14 protein-coding genes and 6 tRNA genes are annotated in these 18924 nt (G+C 51.1%); 5 read left to right on the forward strand and 15 right to left on the reverse strand.

What is annotated here, in order from left to right; genetic code table 11:
* Positions 1-26: 26 nt before the first annotated feature.
* From ybeY to miaB, 3 genes are all read right to left on the reverse strand, one after another.
* Complete coding sequence (ybeY, locus tag ACQZQY_RS11175; RefSeq protein WP_056771531.1) at positions 27-500, reverse strand: rRNA maturation RNase YbeY; 474 nt, start codon at positions 498-500, stop codon at positions 27-29.
* The gene (locus ACQZQY_RS11180) at positions 497-1495 is read right to left on the reverse strand and encodes a PhoH family protein (protein WP_431297180.1); all 999 of its coding nucleotides are present in this window, start codon (positions 1493-1495) and stop codon (positions 497-499) included. The genes ybeY and ACQZQY_RS11180 overlap by 4 nt, the downstream gene beginning before the upstream one ends.
* A gap of 316 nt (positions 1496-1811) precedes the next feature.
* Positions 1812-3236: a tRNA (N6-isopentenyl adenosine(37)-C2)-methylthiotransferase MiaB gene (gene miaB / locus ACQZQY_RS11185; protein WP_056771538.1), complete on the reverse strand. Its 1425-nt coding sequence runs from the start codon at positions 3234-3236 to the stop codon at positions 1812-1814.
* A 192-nt stretch (positions 3237-3428) separates the two neighbouring features.
* Here miaB and ubiF point away from each other — a divergent pair, with 192 nt between their 5' ends.
* Positions 3429-4613: a 3-demethoxyubiquinol 3-hydroxylase gene (ubiF, locus tag ACQZQY_RS11190; protein WP_431297102.1), complete on the forward strand. Its 1185-nt coding sequence runs from the start codon at positions 3429-3431 to the stop codon at positions 4611-4613.
* Positions 4614-4718: 105 nt separating this feature from the next.
* On the opposite strand, the gene ACQZQY_RS11195 is transcribed toward ubiF, so the two are convergent.
* The 11 genes from ACQZQY_RS11195 to nagB form a co-directional block, all read right to left on the reverse strand.
* Positions 4719-4793 (reverse strand) — tRNA-Gln (locus ACQZQY_RS11195).
* Between the two features lie 60 nt (positions 4794-4853).
* Positions 4854-4930: transfer RNA gene (locus ACQZQY_RS11200), tRNA-Met, on the reverse strand.
* A gap of 90 nt (positions 4931-5020) precedes the next feature.
* Positions 5021-5095: transfer RNA gene (locus ACQZQY_RS11205), tRNA-Gln, on the reverse strand.
* A 64-nt stretch (positions 5096-5159) separates the two neighbouring features.
* A tRNA-Gln gene (locus ACQZQY_RS11210) sits at positions 5160-5234 on the reverse strand.
* 23 nt (positions 5235-5257) lie between these two features.
* Positions 5258-5342: transfer RNA gene (locus ACQZQY_RS11215), tRNA-Leu, on the reverse strand.
* Positions 5343-5350: 8 nt separating this feature from the next.
* Positions 5351-5427, reverse strand: a tRNA-Met gene (locus tag ACQZQY_RS11220).
* Positions 5428-5655: 228 nt separating this feature from the next.
* Positions 5656-7320: an asparagine synthase B gene (gene asnB, locus ACQZQY_RS11225; protein WP_056771545.1), complete on the reverse strand. Its 1665-nt coding sequence runs from the start codon at positions 7318-7320 to the stop codon at positions 5656-5658.
* A gap of 349 nt (positions 7321-7669) precedes the next feature.
* Entirely contained in the window at positions 7670-8422 is a 753-nt protein-coding gene (locus tag ACQZQY_RS11230) for an HAD-IIA family hydrolase (RefSeq protein ID WP_056772017.1), read from the reverse strand.
* Positions 8423-8479: 57 nt separating this feature from the next.
* Positions 8480-9703, reverse strand: coding sequence for a DNA-binding transcriptional regulator NagC (gene nagC, locus ACQZQY_RS11235; RefSeq protein ID WP_056771547.1), 1224 nt, complete (start codon positions 9701-9703; stop codon positions 8480-8482).
* A gap of 20 nt (positions 9704-9723) precedes the next feature.
* Positions 9724-10863, reverse strand: a complete 1140-nt coding sequence (nagA, locus tag ACQZQY_RS11240; protein WP_431297181.1) for an N-acetylglucosamine-6-phosphate deacetylase — start codon at positions 10861-10863, stop codon at positions 9724-9726.
* A gap of 84 nt (positions 10864-10947) precedes the next feature.
* The gene (nagB, locus tag ACQZQY_RS11245; protein ID WP_056771552.1) at positions 10948-11748 is read right to left on the reverse strand and encodes a glucosamine-6-phosphate deaminase; all 801 of its coding nucleotides are present in this window, start codon (positions 11746-11748) and stop codon (positions 10948-10950) included.
* Between the two features lie 397 nt (positions 11749-12145).
* Between nagB and nagE the strand changes: the two genes are divergently transcribed.
* The 4 genes from nagE to chiQ all read left to right on the forward strand — a co-directional run bounded on the left by nagE (position 12146) and on the right by chiQ (position 18229).
* Positions 12146-14098 carry a PTS N-acetyl glucosamine transporter subunit IIABC gene (nagE, locus tag ACQZQY_RS11250; protein ID WP_056771555.1) on the forward strand — a complete coding sequence of 651 codons (1953 nt, stop codon included), beginning with the start codon at positions 12146-12148 and terminating at the stop codon, positions 14096-14098.
* Between the two features lie 224 nt (positions 14099-14322).
* On the forward strand, positions 14323-15993 hold the full coding sequence (gene glnS / locus ACQZQY_RS11255; RefSeq protein ID WP_056771557.1) for a glutamine--tRNA ligase: 1671 nt from the start codon (positions 14323-14325) through the stop codon (positions 15991-15993).
* A 468-nt stretch (positions 15994-16461) separates the two neighbouring features.
* Positions 16462-17874 (forward strand): chitoporin ChiP, encoded by a 1413-nt coding sequence (chiP, locus tag ACQZQY_RS11260; protein WP_431297182.1) that lies wholly within the window; start codon positions 16462-16464, stop codon positions 17872-17874.
* A 13-nt stretch (positions 17875-17887) separates the two neighbouring features.
* Positions 17888-18229, forward strand: a complete 342-nt coding sequence (chiQ, locus tag ACQZQY_RS11265; protein WP_122096114.1) for a ChiQ/YbfN family lipoprotein — start codon at positions 17888-17890, stop codon at positions 18227-18229.
* A 138-nt stretch (positions 18230-18367) separates the two neighbouring features.
* Here the strand turns inward: chiQ and fur are convergent, their stop codons facing one another.
* Positions 18368-18823 (reverse strand): ferric iron uptake transcriptional regulator, encoded by a 456-nt coding sequence (gene fur / locus ACQZQY_RS11270; RefSeq protein WP_013576469.1) that lies wholly within the window; start codon positions 18821-18823, stop codon positions 18368-18370.
* Between the last annotated feature and the right edge of the window lie 101 nt (positions 18824-18924).

The raw sequence follows: 18924 nt of genomic DNA on the forward strand, positions 1-18924 counted from the left end.
TCGGGTTGCTATAGACAGAACTAATCTCAGTTATCTTCTTTCTCTGAAATATACGGGTCCGGATAACCCAGGCCCTGCATGATCTCAGTTTCAATCGATTCCATTTCTTCGGCTTCTTCGTCAACGATATGGTCATACCCCAGCAAATGCAAACTGCCGTGAATAACCATATGTGCCCAGTGTGCCAGCAACTCTTTTTCCTGCTCTTTGGCTTCCTTCTCGACGACCTGACGACAAATGATCAAATCGCCCAGCAGTGGCATTTCCATGCCCGGAGGAGCTTCGAACGGGAAGGATAACACGTTGGTCGGTTTATCCATGCCACGATACGTCATATTAAGTTCATGGCTTTCAGGGATATCGACCAGACGGATGGTGACTTCTGATTCTTCCTGAAACTGCGGAAGCACGGCTTCCAGCCATGTCTGGAAGTCATTTTCTGACGGTAAACCTGCGGTATCTTCACAGGCAATTTGTAGATCGAGGATTACCGTATTCATTGACTGACCTGTTGGGATGAAATGTGTTCATGTTTACGCTCTGCGGTAATCGCATCGCGGCGTTTCTGATCTTCTTCTTCCCAGGCTTCGTACGCGACAACGATACGCGCCACGACAGGGTGGCGAACCACGTCTTCACTGTGGAAAAAGTTAAAGCTTAGCTCTTCAACCGACGACAGCACCTCAATGGCGTGGCGCAGACCGGATTTCTGATGGCGCGGCAGGTCAATTTGCGTCACGTCGCCGGTGATCACCGCTTTGGAGTTGAAACCAATACGGGTCAGGAACATCTTCATCTGTTCAATAGAGGTGTTCTGGCTTTCGTCGAGAATAATAAAGGCGTCATTGAGTGTCCGGCCACGCATGTAGGCCAGCGGGGCGACTTCAATCACGTTGCGCTCAATCAGCTTTTCAACTTTCTCGAAACCGAGCATTTCGAACAGTGCGTCATACAGCGGGCGCAGGTACGGGTCAACTTTCTGGCTGAGATCGCCAGGCAGGAAGCCCAGTTTTTCACCGGCTTCCACCGCCGGGCGGGTCAGAAGAATGCGACGCACTTCCTGACGCTCAAGCGCATCAACGGCAGCGGCCACCGCCAGATAGGTTTTACCCGTACCCGCCGGACCGATACCAAAGGTGATGTCGTGATCGAAAATATTGGCAATGTACTGCGCCTGATTCGGCGTACGCGGTTTCACCATCCCACGTTTGGTTTTGATGATGACCGATTTGCCGTAGTCAGGCACGCTTTCTGCGGTTTGCTCCAGCACCCGGCTTTCTTTAATGGCCAGATGGATTTTCTCAGGATCGATATCCTGAGTTTCACCACGCACCGGTGCAGTGTCGACGTATAAGTCACGCAGGATGTCTGCCGCTGCGGTGACGGCCAGGCTTTTACCGACCAGTTTAAATGCGTTATCACGACGGTTGATTTCCACGCCCAACCGGCGTTCCAGTTGTTTGATGTTGTCATCAAACGGCCCGCACAGGCTCATCAGGCGCTGATTGTCTTCGGGCTCCAGTAAAATCTCTTGTGTTACAACGTTCAAACGAATCCTCTGGGCCACTTTGGACCTGTTGCGATTTTACCCGGCTGCGAACTGCTGACAGCCGTTAACCATACCTGAGTTAATAATACATCCCCTTGGCAAAATATGCTGCGCTGCGGCGCGCGTTGCAGGGACCTTCATTCGAATATGCGGCCTGTCGCGAAAAATTAAACCCTTATGACGGCCGTAATGTGGAAATTCATAAATGAAAACAGGACGCCAAAGCGCCCTGTGCAGGTTTTTAATGCATTACTCTGATGATTCAGGGTTGATACATTCCAACGCCTAATTCATTTTCTTTACGCGTACGGGCGATCACAGATTGCGGCGATTCATGCAGGCGCAGCGCCATTTGCTCTTCGGTCCGCACGACTACGCCACGCAACGAGTTGGTATACACATCGACGATTTCTACGTCGACAAATTTACCAATCATGTCGGGGGTGCCTTCAAAGTTGACCACGCGGTTACACTCCGTGCGCCCGGTCAGCTCCATAATATCCTTACGCGATGTTCCTTCGACCAGAATACGCTGAACCGTGCCGAGCGTGGCGCGACTAAAGCGCATGACCTGCTGCGTAATTCTGTCCTGCAACAGCGCCAGACGCTGTTTCTTCTCGTCCATTGCGACATCATCGACCATGTCTGCAGCGGGGGTGCCGGGGCGAGGTGAGTAGATGAAGCTAAAGCTGACGTCGTAATTGACCTGTGCAATCAGGTCCATGGTGCGTTCGAAATCATCGTGGGTTTCGCCAGGAAAGCCGATGATGAAGTCAGAACTGAAATGGATATCCGGACGTGCAGCGCGTAATTTGCGGATGGTCGATTTGTATTCCAGCACCGTATGCGGGCGTTTCATCATGGTCAGGATGCGGTCAGAACCGCTCTGAATTGGCAGATGCAGGAAGCTCACCAGCTCTGGCGTATCTTTATACACCTCAATGATATCATCAGTGAATTCAACCGGATGGCTGGTGGTAAAGCGAATGCGGTCAATGCCGTCAATCGCGGCAACCAGACGCAGCAATTCTGCAAACGTACAGATCCCACCTTCAAACGCTTCGCCGCGATAGGCGTTCACATTCTGCCCGAGCAGATTAACTTCACGTACGCCTTGCGCCGCCAGTTGCGCGACTTCAAACAGAACGTCATCACAAGGACGGCTGACTTCCTCGCCACGGGTGTAAGGCACGACGCAGAAACTGCAATATTTATTGCACCCTTCCATAATAGAGACGAACGCTGTCGGGCCATCGGCACGGGGTTCTGGTAAACGGTCGAATTTTTCGATTTCCGGAAAGCTGATGTCCACAACAGGGCTGTGCGTTCCGCGCACATGATTCACCATTTCCGGCAGGCGGTGCAGGGTCTGCGGGCCGAAGACGATATCCACGCACGGCGCGCGCTTACGCAGCAATTCACCTTCCTGAGAGGCCACGCAGCCGCCGACACCAATAATCACATCCGGGTTTTTCTTTTTGAGTAATTTCCAGTGGCCGAGCAGGCTGAACACTTTCTCCTGAGCTTTTTCCCTGATGGAACAGGTGTTGAGCAGGAGAATATCCGCCTCTTCAGCATTATCCGTCAGCTGATAACCGTGGGTGCTTTCGAGAAGGTCTGCCATTTTGGATGAATCGTATTCATTCATCTGGCAGCCCCAGGTTTTAATGTGCAGTTTTTTTGTCATCAGCGTGTCAGTACTCAATACGGAGGAAAAAACGGATGTTTGGCAATGCCGTAATGCATAGCGCAGTTCAGGGGAACTATTGTAAACCCTCACTCCGGTGGTGACCAGCGCAGGAAAGCAGCTTAGGTTCTGATGCAGACACAAAAATCCGGTACACTTTGCTCAATGAACTGAATAAAAAGCCGGAATAAAATGAATAATCCTGAGAAGTTATTTGATGCAGTGATTGTCGGTGGCGGGATGGTGGGGGCCGCGGCGGCGCTCGGTCTGGCACAGCAGGGCCTGCAGGTGGCATTGATCGAGAATGAAGAGCCTGCCGGATTTGACCCGTCAGCACCGGCTGATTTACGCATCTCCGCCATTGGCTGTGCATCTGCACGCTTTTTACAGAAACTGGGTGCGTGGCATGCCGTTGAAAAAATGCGTTCAGTGCCTTACCGCCGCCTGGGAACCTGGGAGGTCGATGGCTCCGAAGTGAAGTTTGATGCGCAGTCCCTCGGGTTGCCGGAGCTCGGGTTCATGGTAGAAAACCGTGTGCTTCAGCTTGCTCTGTGGCAGCAGTTTGATGCCTGTCCGAATCTGGCCCGTTTTTGCCCGGCAAAATTGCGCCATCTCTTAAAGCATGACGACAATACCTGGTCGCTCCAGCTAACCACCGGTGAGCTGCTGCATACGCAGCTGGTGATTGCTGCTGATGGGGCAAACTCGCTGGTGCGCCAGCTCGCGGGGATTGGAGTGGATGGCTGGCAGTATCGTCAGAACTGCATGCTGATTAATGTCGAAACACAAACGCCGGATCAGGATGTCACATGGCAGCAATTCTTTCCGTCGGGCCCGCGGGCTTTCCTGCCACTGTTTGGGCATCAGGCCTCGCTGGTCTGGTACGACAGCCCGCAGCGTATCCGTTATTTGCAAACGCTGAACATGAAACAGCTGACCGCAGAAATTATGCAGGCCTTTCCGGCGCGGCTTGGAAAGGTTCAGGCGCTGTCTGCCGGGGCTTTCCCATTGGTTCGCCGCCATGCCCAGCGCTATGTCTTACCGGGGTTAGCCCTGGTCGGTGACGCAGCTCATACCATCAACCCGCTTGCCGGGCAGGGCGTGAATCTGGGCTATCGTGACGTTGAGTCGTTATTATCCGTGCTGGAAAAAGCGCGTGATCATGATGAAGCCTGGAGCAGCGAAAAGGTGTTGTTGCGTTATCAGCGTCAGCGACGTCTGGATAATTTGCTGATGCAAAGTGGAATGGATCTTTTCTATACCGCGTTTAGCAATGATTTGGCGCCAGTGAAAGCCTTGCGTAATCTGGCGCTGATGACTGCAGAGCGCGCCGGTGGCCTGAAGACGAAAGCATTAAAGTACGCACTGGGGATCTGACGATCAGAAGGCTGGCAGAATGTCCTCTGCCAGCTCAAACATGGCAGAAAAATAACGCTCAGAAATGCAAAAGGCCCGCAAAATAATTTGCGGGCCTTTCTAATGTGGCTGGGGTGCCAGGATTCGAACCTGGGTATGCTGGTATCAGAAACCAGAGCCTTACCGCTTGGCGACACCCCAATGGTGTTTCTTACTGCTTTCTACAATTGAACTCTTTAATAAGAATGCTCAGTTGTAAAATGGTGGCTACGACGGGATTTGAACCTGTGACCCCATCATTATGAGTGATGTGCTCTAACCAGCTGAGCTACGTAGCCAAATTTTACTGATTTACTTCAAAACTTCAAGCACTAATTTAACTAACTTAATAATAAATTTCAAGTGCTTACCAGCAAAAAGAAGAAGTATGGCTGGGGTACCTGGATTCGAACCAGGGTATGCTGGTATCAAAAACCAGTGCCTTACCGCTTGGCGATACCCCAACAGTACAACAACTTCAAACTGGGTTTTCTCTGCTGACACATCAATGACATGACAATAAAGAAATGGCTGGGGTACCAGGATTCGAACCTGGGAATGCTGGTATCAAAAACCAGTGCCTTACCGCTTGGCGATACCCCAACTGTGCTACCGATGTCCGGAAATGGTGCGGGAGGCGAGACTTGAACTCGCACACCTTGCGGCGCTAGAACCTAAATCTAGTGCGTCTACCAATTTCGCCACTCCCGCAAAAAAGATGGTGGCTACGACGGGATTCGAACCTGTGACCCCATCATTATGAGTGATGTGCTCTAACCAACTGAGCTACGTAGCCATCTTTTTTCGCGCTACCTTCATCGGCGTTGCGGGGCGCATTATGCGTATATGACCGTTTTGCGTCAACACCTTTTTTGGAGAAAAAGCGTTGATGGCGTTCATTTGTCTGGCTTATAACCACTCTGGTGATTAATTGGGCAAAAGACATTATTTTTACTGGCTTTACCCATAAAAAAATGGGCCAAAAGTGGCCCATTAATGAAGGGAAGAGTAACCCTGAAATCGATTATTTGTAGGCAGACTGGTGGACGCCTACCGCACGGCCAGAAGGATCGTCCATGTTTTTGAACGCTTCATCCCACTCGATGGCTTTCGCAGAAGAACAGGCCACTGAAGGGCCGCCAGGCACGCATTCTGCCGCGCTTGGAACCGGGAATAACTCTTCAAAAATCGTACGGTACAGGTAGCCTTCTTTCGAGGTTGGCGTGTTGTACGGGAAGCGGAAATGTGCAGTTTCGAGTTGTTGATCGGTGATCTGCTGAGCAGCCACTTCTTTTAACGTATCGATCCAGCTGTAGCCCACACCATCAGAGAATTGCTCTTTCTGACGCCATGCAACGCTGTGTGGTAAATAGGACTCGAAACATTCACGCAGGATATGTTTCTCCATTTTACCATTGCCGCACATCTTGTCTTTCGGGTTCAGGCGCATTGCCACGTCGAGGAATTTTTTGTCCAGGAACGGTACGCGGGCTTCAACGCCCCAGGCAGACATCGCTTTGTTGGCGCGGGCACAATCATACATATGCAGGGCCAGCAGTTTACGCACGGTTTCTTCGTGGAATTCTTTGGCGTTCGGTGCTTTATGGAAGTAAAGGTATCCGCCCAACACTTCGTCTGCGCCTTCGCCCGACAGCACCATTTTAATGCCCATCGCTTTGATTTTACGTGACATTAAGTACATCGGTGTCGACGCACGAATGGTGGTGACGTCATAGGTTTCGATGTGATAAATCACGTCGCGAATTGCATCCAGCCCTTCCTGCACGGTGAAATGAATTTCATGGTGCACGGTGCCCAAATGCGTTGCGACTTCTTTGGCTGCGCGTAAATCGGGTGAACCTTCCAGTCCGACAGCAAAGGAGTGCAGTTGCGGCCACCAGGCTTCGCTTTGATCTTTGTCTTCGATACGACGACCGGCAAATTTCTTGGTAATCGCAGAAATGACAGAGGAATCAAGACCACCGGACAGCAGCACGCCGTAAGGCACGTCAGACATCAGGTGACTTTTTACAGACTCTTCCAGCGCATCTTTCAATGCTTTGGCATCCGTGACGTTGTCTTTGACGTTGTCAAAATCGAACCAGTCGCGATGATAATATTCGCGGATCTCACCGTCCTGGCTCCACAGGTAGCTGCCCGCCGGGAATTCTTTGATCGTGCGGCAAACCGGCACCAGCGCTTTCATTTCTGACGCCACATACATGTTGCCGTTTTCGTCATAACCCATGTACAGCGGAATGATGCCCAGATGATCGCGGCCGATCAGGTAAGCGTCTTTTTCTGTGTCATAGAGAATAAAGGCGAACATACCCTGCAGGTCATCGAGGAAGTCATGACCTTTTTCCTGATACAGCGCCAAAATCACTTCGCAGTCTGAAGCTGTCTGGAATTCATACTTGTCGCCTAACTCAGCGCGCAGAGCCTGATGGTTGTAGATTTCGCCGTTTACAGCCAGAACGTGGGTGTGTGCTGCGTTGTACAGCGGCTGTGCGCCGTTGTTGACGTCGACAATGGACAGACGCTCATGCGACAAAATCGCTTTATCGCTGGCAAATACGCCGGACCAGTCGGGTCCGCGGTGGCGCATCAGGCGCGAAAGTTCCAGCGCTTTTTTGCGCAGCTCGACGGAGTCAGTTTTGATATCGAGCACACCGAAAATTGAACACATAAGTCTTTCTCCCTAACGTTTCTCTGGCTGTCATTTTTATGAGGGTCAACGTTGCCGGTCTTTCTGTTTGAGTCTGGCGATGTTGCGTTGCTGACTATGAAAATGCGTCAAAACCCCCATCCTGTGCAAGTGGTTTAATGCTCTTCTGACAAATAGTCTGTTAACAGGTGCAGATCTTTAGCGGATTATTGGTTTTTACGTGTTTTTATTGATGAATCATCAATTTTATCGCGAAATATTGACGGGCATGCAAAAAATGAGAAAAGAGGAGATAAAACAAGCAACAAGACAAAAAAAAGCGAGCCAGAACAAAAGTCAGGGCTCGCTTTCAGAGACTTAAAGGAGGTCGTTAAATGATATCGATATCAGCGACAGAAGGATAAATCCAGGTCGGGCGGAACGGCATGCCTTCAATATCATTGAGCGTTGAAACGCCGGAGAGCACCAGAATAGTCTCCAGACCGGCCTGGAAGCCCGCCAGAATGTCGGTTCGCAGATTGTCACCCACGATCACCGTGCCATCGGAGTGCGCCTGCATTTTGTTGAGCGCTGAGCGAATGATCCACGGGCTCGGTTTACCGACATAAAAGGGTTTGCGGCCAGTGATTTTTTCGATGGGCGCGCACAGCGCACCGCAGGCCGGGGTAAATCCGTGGCCGTGGTTATCCGGATTCGTGGCAATAAAGCGTGCGCCGTTCGCAACGAAGAACGCCGCTTTATGGATCATGTCCCAGTTGTAAGAGCGGGTTTCGCCGACGATCACAAAATCAGGATTGATGTCAGTAATGGTGAAACCGGCTTTATACAGTTCGTGGATCAGCGCACCTTCGCCGACTACGTAGGCTTTTTTGCCTTCCTGACGTTTCAGGAAATCTGCGGTCGCCATGGCGGAAGTAAAGAAAGCGCTTTCCGGCACGTCAAGACCGGCCGCACTGAAGCGATTTGCCAGATCCTGCGCGGTCTGAGAAGGGTAGTTGGTGAGAATGACCAGAGGCATTCCCTGTTCCTGAATACGGGCGAGAAAACGATCGGCGCCGGGTACTGCGGTATTGTCGTGCAACAGCACGCCATCAATGTCACAGATAACATTCTTTATAGTCATGATTTCCAAACCCACTTTTCCAGCTCCATTTCTGGCAGCCAACAACTATAGCACGTCTTAATTTTCCAGCAGACGCTGCAAAAGAACGCCATTGAGCATGGCGCGTTTGACCAGTGCAAAAGCGCCAATCGCCGACTGATGATTAAGCGCCGATGTCACCACCGGCAGGTTGCGGCGAAAATCTTTCAGAACCTGCGCATTAATGCAGTTTTGAATCGCAGGCAGCAGGACTTTATCGGCCTCAGTAATTTCACCGGCGATCACCACTTTTTGCGGATTAAACAGGTTGATGGCAATCGACACGGCTTTTCCCAGCTGACGGCCTACGTGGTCGATCACTTCCGTCGCGAGGGCATCGTGGCGGTTTGCCGCTTTGCAAATAGCGGAAATTGAACAGTCATTGAGGCTGAGTTTGCTGGCATAGCCTTGTGTGAGCAGATGACGCACGCGATTTTCGATGGCCGCGTTGGCTGCAACGGTTTCCAGACAGCCAAAATTCCCGCAATGGCAGCGTTCACCCAACGGGTCGATCTGAATGTGGCCGATCTCGCCCACATTTCCGTTACTGCCCAGAAAAATCTGCCCGTTAACAATAATTCCCGCGCCGGTACCGCGGTGCAAACGAACTAAAATGGAGTCCTGACAGTCGCGGGTTGCACCGAAATAGTGCTCAGCGAGCGCCAGACTGCGGATATCGTGGCCAACAAAACTGGTGACTTTGAAGCGGGCTTCGAGCGCGTCCACTAATTTCCATGCGCCGACGCTGATATGCGGCATGTAACGGACGATACCTTTGTTTGGATCAACCAGGCCGGGAAGGATGACGGAAATCGCAATCAGCTCGCGGATTTTGCGCTGGTTCAGCTCGATAAATTGCGAGATCGCCTCAAAGAGCGCGTTCTCAAGGGTTTCCTGAGTGCGTTCCGGCAGGGCGTAATGCTGTTCGGCCAGTGATTTGGCGCTGAGATCGTAGAGCGTAATCGTCGCATCGTGGCGACCAAGGCGTACGGCGATGGTATGAAAAGGGCGGGTTTCGGTGATGATCGAAATCGCGCGACGGCCCCCGGTGGACGCCTGTTGTTCCACCTCTTTTATGAGGCCACGCTCGAGTAACTGTCGGGTGATTTTGGTCACACTGGCGGGCGCAAGCTGGCTCACGTCGGCAATCTGAATGCGCGAAATGGGCCCCTGTTGATCAATCAGGCGGTAAACCGCCGCGCCGTTTAACTGCTTAACCAGATCAACGTTGCCGATTTGTGCCTGCTGTCCGCCAGTTGTCATCAATGCTGTTATCCGCTCAATTAAACTTCGTCACCGTTAACGATAGTTTTTGTGATTTTAAAATCATGAGTGAACGCGGTGAGGTTGGCGACTTTGCCTGCTTCGATGCTGCCTAACTTGTCGTCGAAACCGATAGCGCGTGCCGGATAAAGTGACGCCATACGCAGCGTTTCATCCAGTGCGATGCCAACATGTTCTACGCTGTTCTGTACCGCTTCGATCATGGTCAGGGCAGAGCCGCTCAGTGTTCCGTTCTCGTCCACACAGAGTCCATCACGGTAGTATATTGTTTTACCGGCAAAAATGAACTCATCAATGTTGGCACCTGCTGGCGCAGTGGCATCAGTGACCAGCACCAGCTTGTCACCTTTGAGCTTTTTCGCGTTGCGGATATTCGCCCAGTCAACGTGCAAACCGTCAGCAATCACGCCGGTATAGACTTCAGGTGTATCGAAAATTGCACCAATCAGGCCAGGCTGGCGGCCGGTAATGGCAGGCATTGCATTATAAAGGTGCGTGGCGAAGGAGATACCGGCGGCGAAACCGGTGCGCGCCTGCTCATACGTTGAATTGGAATGTCCGGCGGACACCACAATCCCTGCATCACGCAGCTGGCGAATGTATTTTGCATCGACCTGTTCAGGTGCCAGCGTCAGTTGGGTAATCACTTCGGCATTTGCACACAGGAAATCAATCATGGCGCTGTCTGGCAGGCGGATAAAGGCCGGATTATGGGTGCCTTTTTTCTCCGGGCTGAGATAAGGCCCTTCAAGGTGCAGACCCAGTGCCTGATTGGGGTATTTTTCCAGATAAGTGCGCATCACGCTGATACCGTGTTTCATGTAGTCATCGCTACAGGTGATCAGCGTCGGTAGGAAACTGGTACATCCAGATTTTTCGTTGGCTTTCTGCATGATCTCTAACGTTTCTACCGAAATGGCTTCCAGAGAATCGTTGAACTGCACGCCGCCGCAGCCGTTAAGCTGCAGGTCGATAAATCCGGGAGCAAGAATGGCACCGTCCAGATCGCGGGTTTCCACATTTTCTGGCAGCTCGCTGAGCGGGCAGACACGTTCGATTTTGCCATCAGCAATCACGACCGCGTGGTTATCCAGAACGTCATGACCGGTATAGATCCGGCCGTTAATCAATGCGTACATCATGCCCCCTAGTACGTTTGCCCTGCTCCAGTCGCGCGGCCGCTGCGGTGCTGCAACGCGACTGGCTTCGGGCATAATGTTTAGTTAAAGATTTTTCATATTTTCCGCTTCTAACTCGCGGAAATATTTAACAGTTTTGACTTTCAGTTCCATGGTGGACGGCTCGTCACACACCATAACGGCTTTCGCGTGCAGTTGCAGGCAGCTGATGGTCCACATGTGGTTAATGTTACCTTCAACAGCGGCTTCAAGCGCCTGCGCCTTCGCGTGGCCGGTCACCAGGATCATCACTTCTTCCGCATCCAGCAGCGTACCTACGCCAACGGTCAGGGCGTATTTTGGCACCTGAGACACGTCGTTGTCGAAGAAACGGGAGTTCGCGATGCGGGTTTCATGAGTCAGCGTCTTGATACGCGTGCGGGATGCCAGGGAAGAAGCCGGTTCGTTAAACGCGATATGGCCATCATTGCCTACGCCGCCCATGAACAGGTTAATTTTGCCGTAGGATTTAATTTTTTCTTCGTACTTGCGGCATTCTTCATCGATATCTGGTGCATTACCATTCAGCAGATTGATATTTTCACTTGGAATATCAACGTGATCAAAGAAGTTTTTGTACATGAAGGTATGATAGCTCTCAGGGTGTTCCTGCGGCAGGCCAACATATTCATCCATGTTAAAGGTCACGACGTTTTTGAAGCTAACCTGGCCTGCTTTATGCATAGCGATAAGGTGTTTGTAAGCTTCAAGCGGGGTACCACCGGTAGGAAGACCGAGAATGAAAGGGCGCTCGGCAGTGGGTTTGAAGGCATTGATACGCTCAACGATATGGCGCGCAGCCCATTTGCCGACTTCAGTGGTGGTATTTAAAGGAATAAGTCTCATCACGTACCTCTTGATTTCAGAATATTGAATATACTGTTCATACCCTTAGTCGAAACTGAAGACCTTGGGACATGTGTAGACAAAACAAAAGCAAAAGTTCTTCGATTCAAAGGCGGTCTTGTTAAGCGTAAACCACCGTGAAAGTTTATGGCTGGCACAATACCGTCTAGATTTTTTTAATAATAAAATAAGTTTTGTGTGTTGACCAGTCTGATGGCATGTTATCACCTCTTTTTGGTGACAATTATCACAAAAAGAGAGGTTTTAATTTGCGATACGAAATAATCTTTTTACACTCGCAGAGCAGTTGGTTAAATCGGAACGGTAAACAGTAAAGGTAGTAACCATACTAATTAAACTACTTAGGTGATTCGCCTGACGGCGGATAGGGGGAAATGTGAATATTCTTGGATTCTTTCAGCGTTTAGGCAGAGCGCTACAGCTGCCGATAGCCGTACTGCCGGTCGCTGCGTTATTGCTGCGCTTCGGTCAGCCTGATCTTCTTAACATGCCTTTCATCGCGCAAGCCGGTGGCGGGATTTTCGATAACCTGGCGCTGATTTTCGCCATCGGTGTGGCGTCCAGCTGGTCTAAAGACAACGCAGGTGCTGCAGCATTAGCAGGCGGCATCGGTTACTTTATCCTGACCAAAGCGATGATCACCATTAACCCGGCCGTTAACATGGGCGTGCTGGCCGGTATTATCACCGGTCTGGTGGGCGGTATGGTTTACAACCGCTGGTCTGATATCAAACTGCCTGACTTCCTGAGCTTCTTCGGTGGGAAACGTTTCGTTCCTATCGCAACCGGCTTCTTCTGTCTGGTTCTGGCCGCGATCTTCGGTTACGTCTGGCCTCCGGTGCAGGATGCTATCCGTGCCGGTGGTGAGTGGATCGTGGGCGCGGGTGCATTCGGTGCCGGTATCTTTGGTTTCGTTAACCGTCTGCTGATCCCAACTGGTCTGCATCAGGTACTGAACACCATCGCATGGTTCCAGATTGGTGACTTCACCAACGCTGCAGGCACTGTGTTCCACGGTGACATCAACCGCTTCTACGCGGGTGACGGCACGGCGGGGATGTTCATGTCCGGCTTCTTCCCAATCATGATGTTTGGTCTGCCAGGTGCGGCATTTGCGATGTACTTCGCCGCGCCTAAAGAACGTCGTCCATTGGTTGGCGGTATGCTGGTGTCCGTTGCGGTTACGGCGTTCCTGACCGGTGTCACCGAGCCGTTAGAATTCCTCTTCATGTTCCTCGCTCCGCTGCTCTATTTAGTGCACGCCATCCTGACCGGGATCAGCCTGTACGTTGCCACGGCGCTGGGTATCCATGCCGGCTTCTCCTTCTCTGCGGGTGCGATCGACTATGCGTTGATGTACAACCTGCCAGCGGCAAGTAAAAACGTCTGGATGTTGCTGGTGATGGGTGTGGTCTTCTTCATCATCTACTTCGTGTTGTTCAGCGTGATCATCCGTATGTTCAACCTGAAAACGCCGGGTCGTGAAGATGACACGGTAGATATGGGTGCACCGGAAGCCAACAGCAATACTGAAGAAGGTCTTAACCAGCTGGCGCTGAGCTACATCGGTGCGTTGGGCGGTTCTGATAACTTCAAAGGGATTGATGCGTGTATTACCCGTCTGCGTCTGAATGTAAAAGATGCGGGTACGGTTGACGATGCTGCCTGTAAGCGCCTTGGTGCATCCGGTATCGTTCGTCTGAATAAACAAAGCATTCAGGTTATTGTGGGTGCAAAAGCTGAATCTCTGGCCGATGCCATGAAGAAGGTGATTGCCCGTGGTCCGGTTGCTGCCGGTGTGGCAACTGCCGCCCCAGTCGCCATGAGCAACGCTGCCCCTCAGGCTGTGCCAAACACAGTGAAAACGGTGGTTGAAACTCTGGTGTCTCCGGTCACCGGTGACATCGTGGCGCTGGATCAGGTACCTGATGAAGCCTTCGCCAGCAAAGCCGTTGGTGATGGTGTCGCCATTCGTCCTACCGGTAAAATCGTGGTATCGCCTGCTGCGGGTACTGTGGTGAAAATCTTCAACACCAATCATGCGTTCTGCCTGGAAACTGTTTCTGGCGCTGAAATCGTGGTTCACATGGGGATTGATACGGTTACGCTGAACGGTCAGGGCTTTACCCGCCTGGTCGAAGAAGGTGCCACTGTGACAGCCGGTCAGCCTGTTCTGGAACTGGATCTGGATTATCTGAATGCCAATGCGCGCTCAATGATTAGCCCGGTCGTCGTCAGCAATATCGATGATTACACCGGTGTCAGTGCACTGGCGAGCGGCTCAGTGGTCGCGGGTCAGACCAAGCTGTTCGACATTCAGGGCAAATAATTTTTTGACTGAGTGAGGCGGTGTCAGTCAACGCCGCTGCTGAAAATGTCGTTACAGCGATAACAAAACGGGAAGAGAGCGATCTCTTCCCGTTTTTTATTGTTTTCGGACAGCCTGTGAGGGGATAACCACGATTTAATGCAACTAACGGTTGTTTCCCGACGTGGCTTGTTGGAACATAAGCGGTTATCCGTAGAGTCAATGTTGCGTAGAGGAATTGCACAATGAGTGAGGCTGAAGCCCGCCCAACAAATTTTATCCGTCAGATTATTGATGAAGATCTGGCGACCGGGAAACACAATACCGTTCACACCCGTTTCCCGCCTGAGCCTAATGGCTATTTGCATATCGGCCATGCAAAGTCTATCTGCCTGAACTTCGGCATTGCACAAGACTATCAGGGTCAGTGCAATCTGCGTTTTGACGATACCAACCCGGCAAAAGAAGACATCGAATTCGTTGAGTCTATCAAGCACGACGTCCAGTGGCTGGGCTTCGACTGGAGCGGTGATATCCACTACTCTTCAGACTATTTCGATCAACTGCACGCTTACGCGCTGGAATTGATCAACAAAGGTCTGGCTTACGTTGATGAACTTTCTCCCGACCAAATTCGCGAATATCGCGGTTCCCTGACTGCGCCGGGTAAAAATAGCCCGTACCGCGATCGCTCCGTGGAAGAAAACATCGCGCTGTTTGAAAAAATGCGCAACGGTGAATTCGCTGAAGGTGCGGCCTGTCTGCGTGCCAAAATCGATATGGCATCGCCATTCTTCGTGATGCGCGATCCGGTTATCTACCGTATTAAGTTCGCTGAGCATCATCAGACCGGCACAAAATGGTGCATCTACCCGATGTACGATTTCACCCACTGCATTTCCGATGCGCTGGAAGGGATCACCCATTCGTTATGTACGCTGGAATTCCAGGACAACCGCCGTCTGTATGACTGGGTGCTGGATAACATCACTATTCCATGCCATCCGCGTCAGTATGAGTTTTCCCGTCTGAATCTCGAATACTCCATCATGTCCAAGCGTAAGCTGAACCTGCTGGTGACCGAGAAGATTGTAGAAGGCTGGGACGACCCGCGTATGCCGACCGTTTCAGGTCTGCGCCGCCGTGGTTATACCGCTGCATCGATCCGTGAATTCTGTCGTCGTATTGGCGTGACCAAGCAAGACAACAACGTCGAAATGATGGCGCTGGAATCCTGCATTCGCGACGATCTGAACGAGAACGCACCGCGCGCCATGGCTGTTATCAATCCGGTTAAAGTGATCATTGAAAACTTTACCGGTGATGACGTGCAACAGGTGAAAATGCCAAACCATCCGAGCAAGCCGGAAATGGGCACCCGCGACGTGCCTTTCACCCGTGAGATTTACATCGATCAGGCTGATTTCCGCGAAGAAGCTAACAAGCAGTACAAGCGTCTGGTGCTGGGCAAAGAAGTGCGCCTGCGCAATGCGTATGTGATCAAAGCGGAACGCATTGAGAAAGATGCCGAAGGGAATATCACCACTATCTTCTGTTCTTACGATATCGACACGCTGAGCAAAGATCCTGCTGATGGCCGTAAGGTGAAAGGTGTGATCCACTGGGTTTCCGCCACTGAAGGTAAGCCAGCAGAATTCCGTCTGTATGACCGTCTGTTCAGCGTAGCGAACCCAGGTCAGGCAGAGGATTTCCTGACCACCATCAACCCGGAGTCACTGGTTATCGCTCAGGGCTTTGTCGAGCCTTCTCTGGCAGGGGCGCAGGCGGAAGTCAGCCTGCAGTTCGAACGTGAAGGTTACTTCTGTGCCGACAGCCGCTATTCAAGCGCGGAGCATCTGGTGTTTAACCGCACCGTCGGTCTGCGCGATACCTGGGAAAGCAAACCGGTTGCCTGATTGAAGTCAGACTTATTTTTAACGCAGCTTCGGCTGCGTTTTTTTATGCCTTAAGCAATATCCAAATTGATTTCTGTCGCGAATTAATGTGTTTATGATGCGCACTTTTTAGCGGCTCGGATTAAATTCTCCTGAAAGCTGAAACGTGTAAACCACAGACTTATCCTTTTTAGTTATTTGATTCTTAATTGTTTTCACTTTTTTCCTCGCTTAAATTCCCACAAAGTTCTTTCTGTAATACTTTTTCATCTTTATGTGCACTTTGTCATATTTCAGAGATCAATGATGAATTACTCATTGATAATTCGCGTCGCGAAAAATACTCTACCCTTGCTTTTACGGTGACGTCTCTGACGCCCGCTTTTAATACCCGTTTGGGTTTTGCAGTTACTTTTTAGTCAAAAATGAGGAATTTCTATGCACAAGCACCTTAACCGGGGCAGGGGATCGGCTTATCTGAAACCTGTGATGTATTCTCTGGCCGGCACCTTATTGGGTGGCGGATTAATGTTTTCTGAAGAGGCAAAGGCGGCAGGCTTTATTGATGATTCGACGCTCACCGGTGGCGTGTATTACTGGCAGCGCGAACGTGATCGCAAAGATCTGAATAAAACCAAAGAAGAAACCCGCCCAGACGGCTCTAAAGTCACCGTCAACAATCCTGATTACGACAAATACGCCACTAACCTTTCTCATGCCACCGCCAACCTGAATCTGGATTTCTCCTCCGGTTATGCGTGGGATATGTTCGGCATCGACGTTGCGGCTTTCACGGCAATTGAAATGGCCGAAGCCAGCGACAGCGGCCACCCGAACGAAATTGCATTCTCCTCAAAAAATCACGCCTACGATGAAGATTACTCTGGCGATAAAGGCGGAGTCAGCCTGTATAAAGCTGCCGGTAAGTTCAAATACGGCGGCTTCTGGGGCCACGCGGGTTATATTCAGCCGACCGGCCAGACCCTGATTGCGCCGCACTGGAGTTTCATGCCTGGCACGTATCGCGGCGCAGAAGCCGGATATAAACATGATTTCGGCGAGCCGGGCGAACTGAGTTTCTCCTACATGTGGGCGGATGAATATAAATCACCGTGGCACCTGGAAATGGATGATTTCCGCCAGAATGACAAAAAAACCGGTGTTTCCTATATTCACTCGCTGGGCGCGAAATACGACTTCAAAAATGATCTGGTGCTCGAAGCCGCCTATGGCGAAGCGGAAAGCTACGTCGATCAGTATTTCGCTAAAGCCTCTTACAAAATGGATCTGCTGGGTAACCCGCTGACCACCAGCTACCAGTTCTACGGTGCAGAAGACCGCATCAGTGACAAAAACGATCCTAACAGTTTGTACGACGGGCTGGCATGGTTGCAGGCTCTGACGTTCGGTTACACCACCGGCCAGTTTGACTGGCGTCTGGAAGGCACGATGGTCAAGGCGGAGGGGAATCAGGGCTACTTCCTTCAGCGTATGACTCCAACGTATTCCTCGTCCAATGGTCGTCTCGATGTGTGGTGGGATAACCGTTCCGACTTCAACGCCAACGGCGAAAAAGCGGTATATGCCGGTGTTTTATATGATCTGGCGAAATGGGATCTGCCGGGCTTCGCGGTCGGCGGTTCCTATGTTTATGCATGGGATGCCAAGCCAAGCACCAATGCGGCTTATGACCAAAGCCAGCGTCTGAAAGAAAGTGCGTGGAGTCTGGATGCGCTTTACACCCTTCAGGAAGGGCGCGCCAAAGGCACGTTGTTCAAATTGCATTACACCCAGTATGACAACCATTCAGATATTCCGAGCTGGGGCGGTGGTTACGGCAACATCTTCCAGGATGAAAAAGATGTGAAATTTATCGTTATCGCTCCATTCACTATTTTCTGAGGTCACTATGTCGATGAATAAATTACTGCTGATCGTGACCACGTCTTTATTGCTTGCCGGTTGTTCCCAGACGTCAGGGCAGGCTGAAGATGCCAGACTGCGCAAGGCTTACAGCGCCTGCATTAACACTGCCGAAGGCTCGCCGGACAAACTTGCATCCTGCCAGGCGGTTCTTAACGTTCTTAAGGAAGAGAAAGCTCATCAGCAGTTTGCACAACAGGAAACGGTACGCGTGCTGGATTACCAGCGCTGCCTGACGGCACGCAAAACCGGTGACGGGCAGGCTTACGCCGCCGATTGTGGAAAAATCTGGAAGGAAATTAAAGCCAATAACTCACCTGCGCCTGTGCAGTAGACCTCATCAATCACCTGAAGGTGAGACAGAAAACCCCGGCTTGCCGGGGTTTTTTATGTCTGTCATCGCTGATAAACGGGCATAAAAAAACCGCTTTTCAGCGGTTAATTTTAGGTCGATATCAACGAGCCCGGCAGATTACTGCGCAGGTTTGTCATTGTGCAAAGAGTCATCTTCGCGGCAGTCGCCTGCTTCACAGTGGCCGTACAGGTACAGGCTGTGGTTGGTCAGTTTGATACCGTGTTTTTTAGCAATTTCGCGCTGACGACCTTCAATGTATTCGTCGCGGAATTCAATAACACGGCCACAATCTAAGCAAATCAGGTGATCGTGATGGTGTTGCTGAGTCAGTTCGAACACGGACTTGCCGCCTTCGAAGTTATGGCGGGTCACGATACCGGCGTCATCAAACTGGTTCAGAACGCGGTAAACCGTCGCCAGACCAATCTCTTCACCCATATCAATCAATTGTTTGTACAGATCTTCCGCACTAACGTGATGACCTTCCGGCGCTTGCAACACTTCCAGGATTTTAAGGCGCGGAAGCGTGACTTTTAAGCCGGCTTTCTTCAGTGCGGTGTTGTTGTCAGTCATGCGGATTCAGTCCTGTTACTATGTGCTAATCAAGTTGAGGCATGGAGCCTGTGGCATCAGCGGCACAAAATTCTTCGATTAGGATCCTTCTTTTAACGGAA

This window comes from Rahnella sp. PAMC25559 (assembly GCF_050632365.1).
Lineage (GTDB): Bacteria > Pseudomonadota > Gammaproteobacteria > Enterobacterales > Enterobacteriaceae > Rahnella > Rahnella rivi.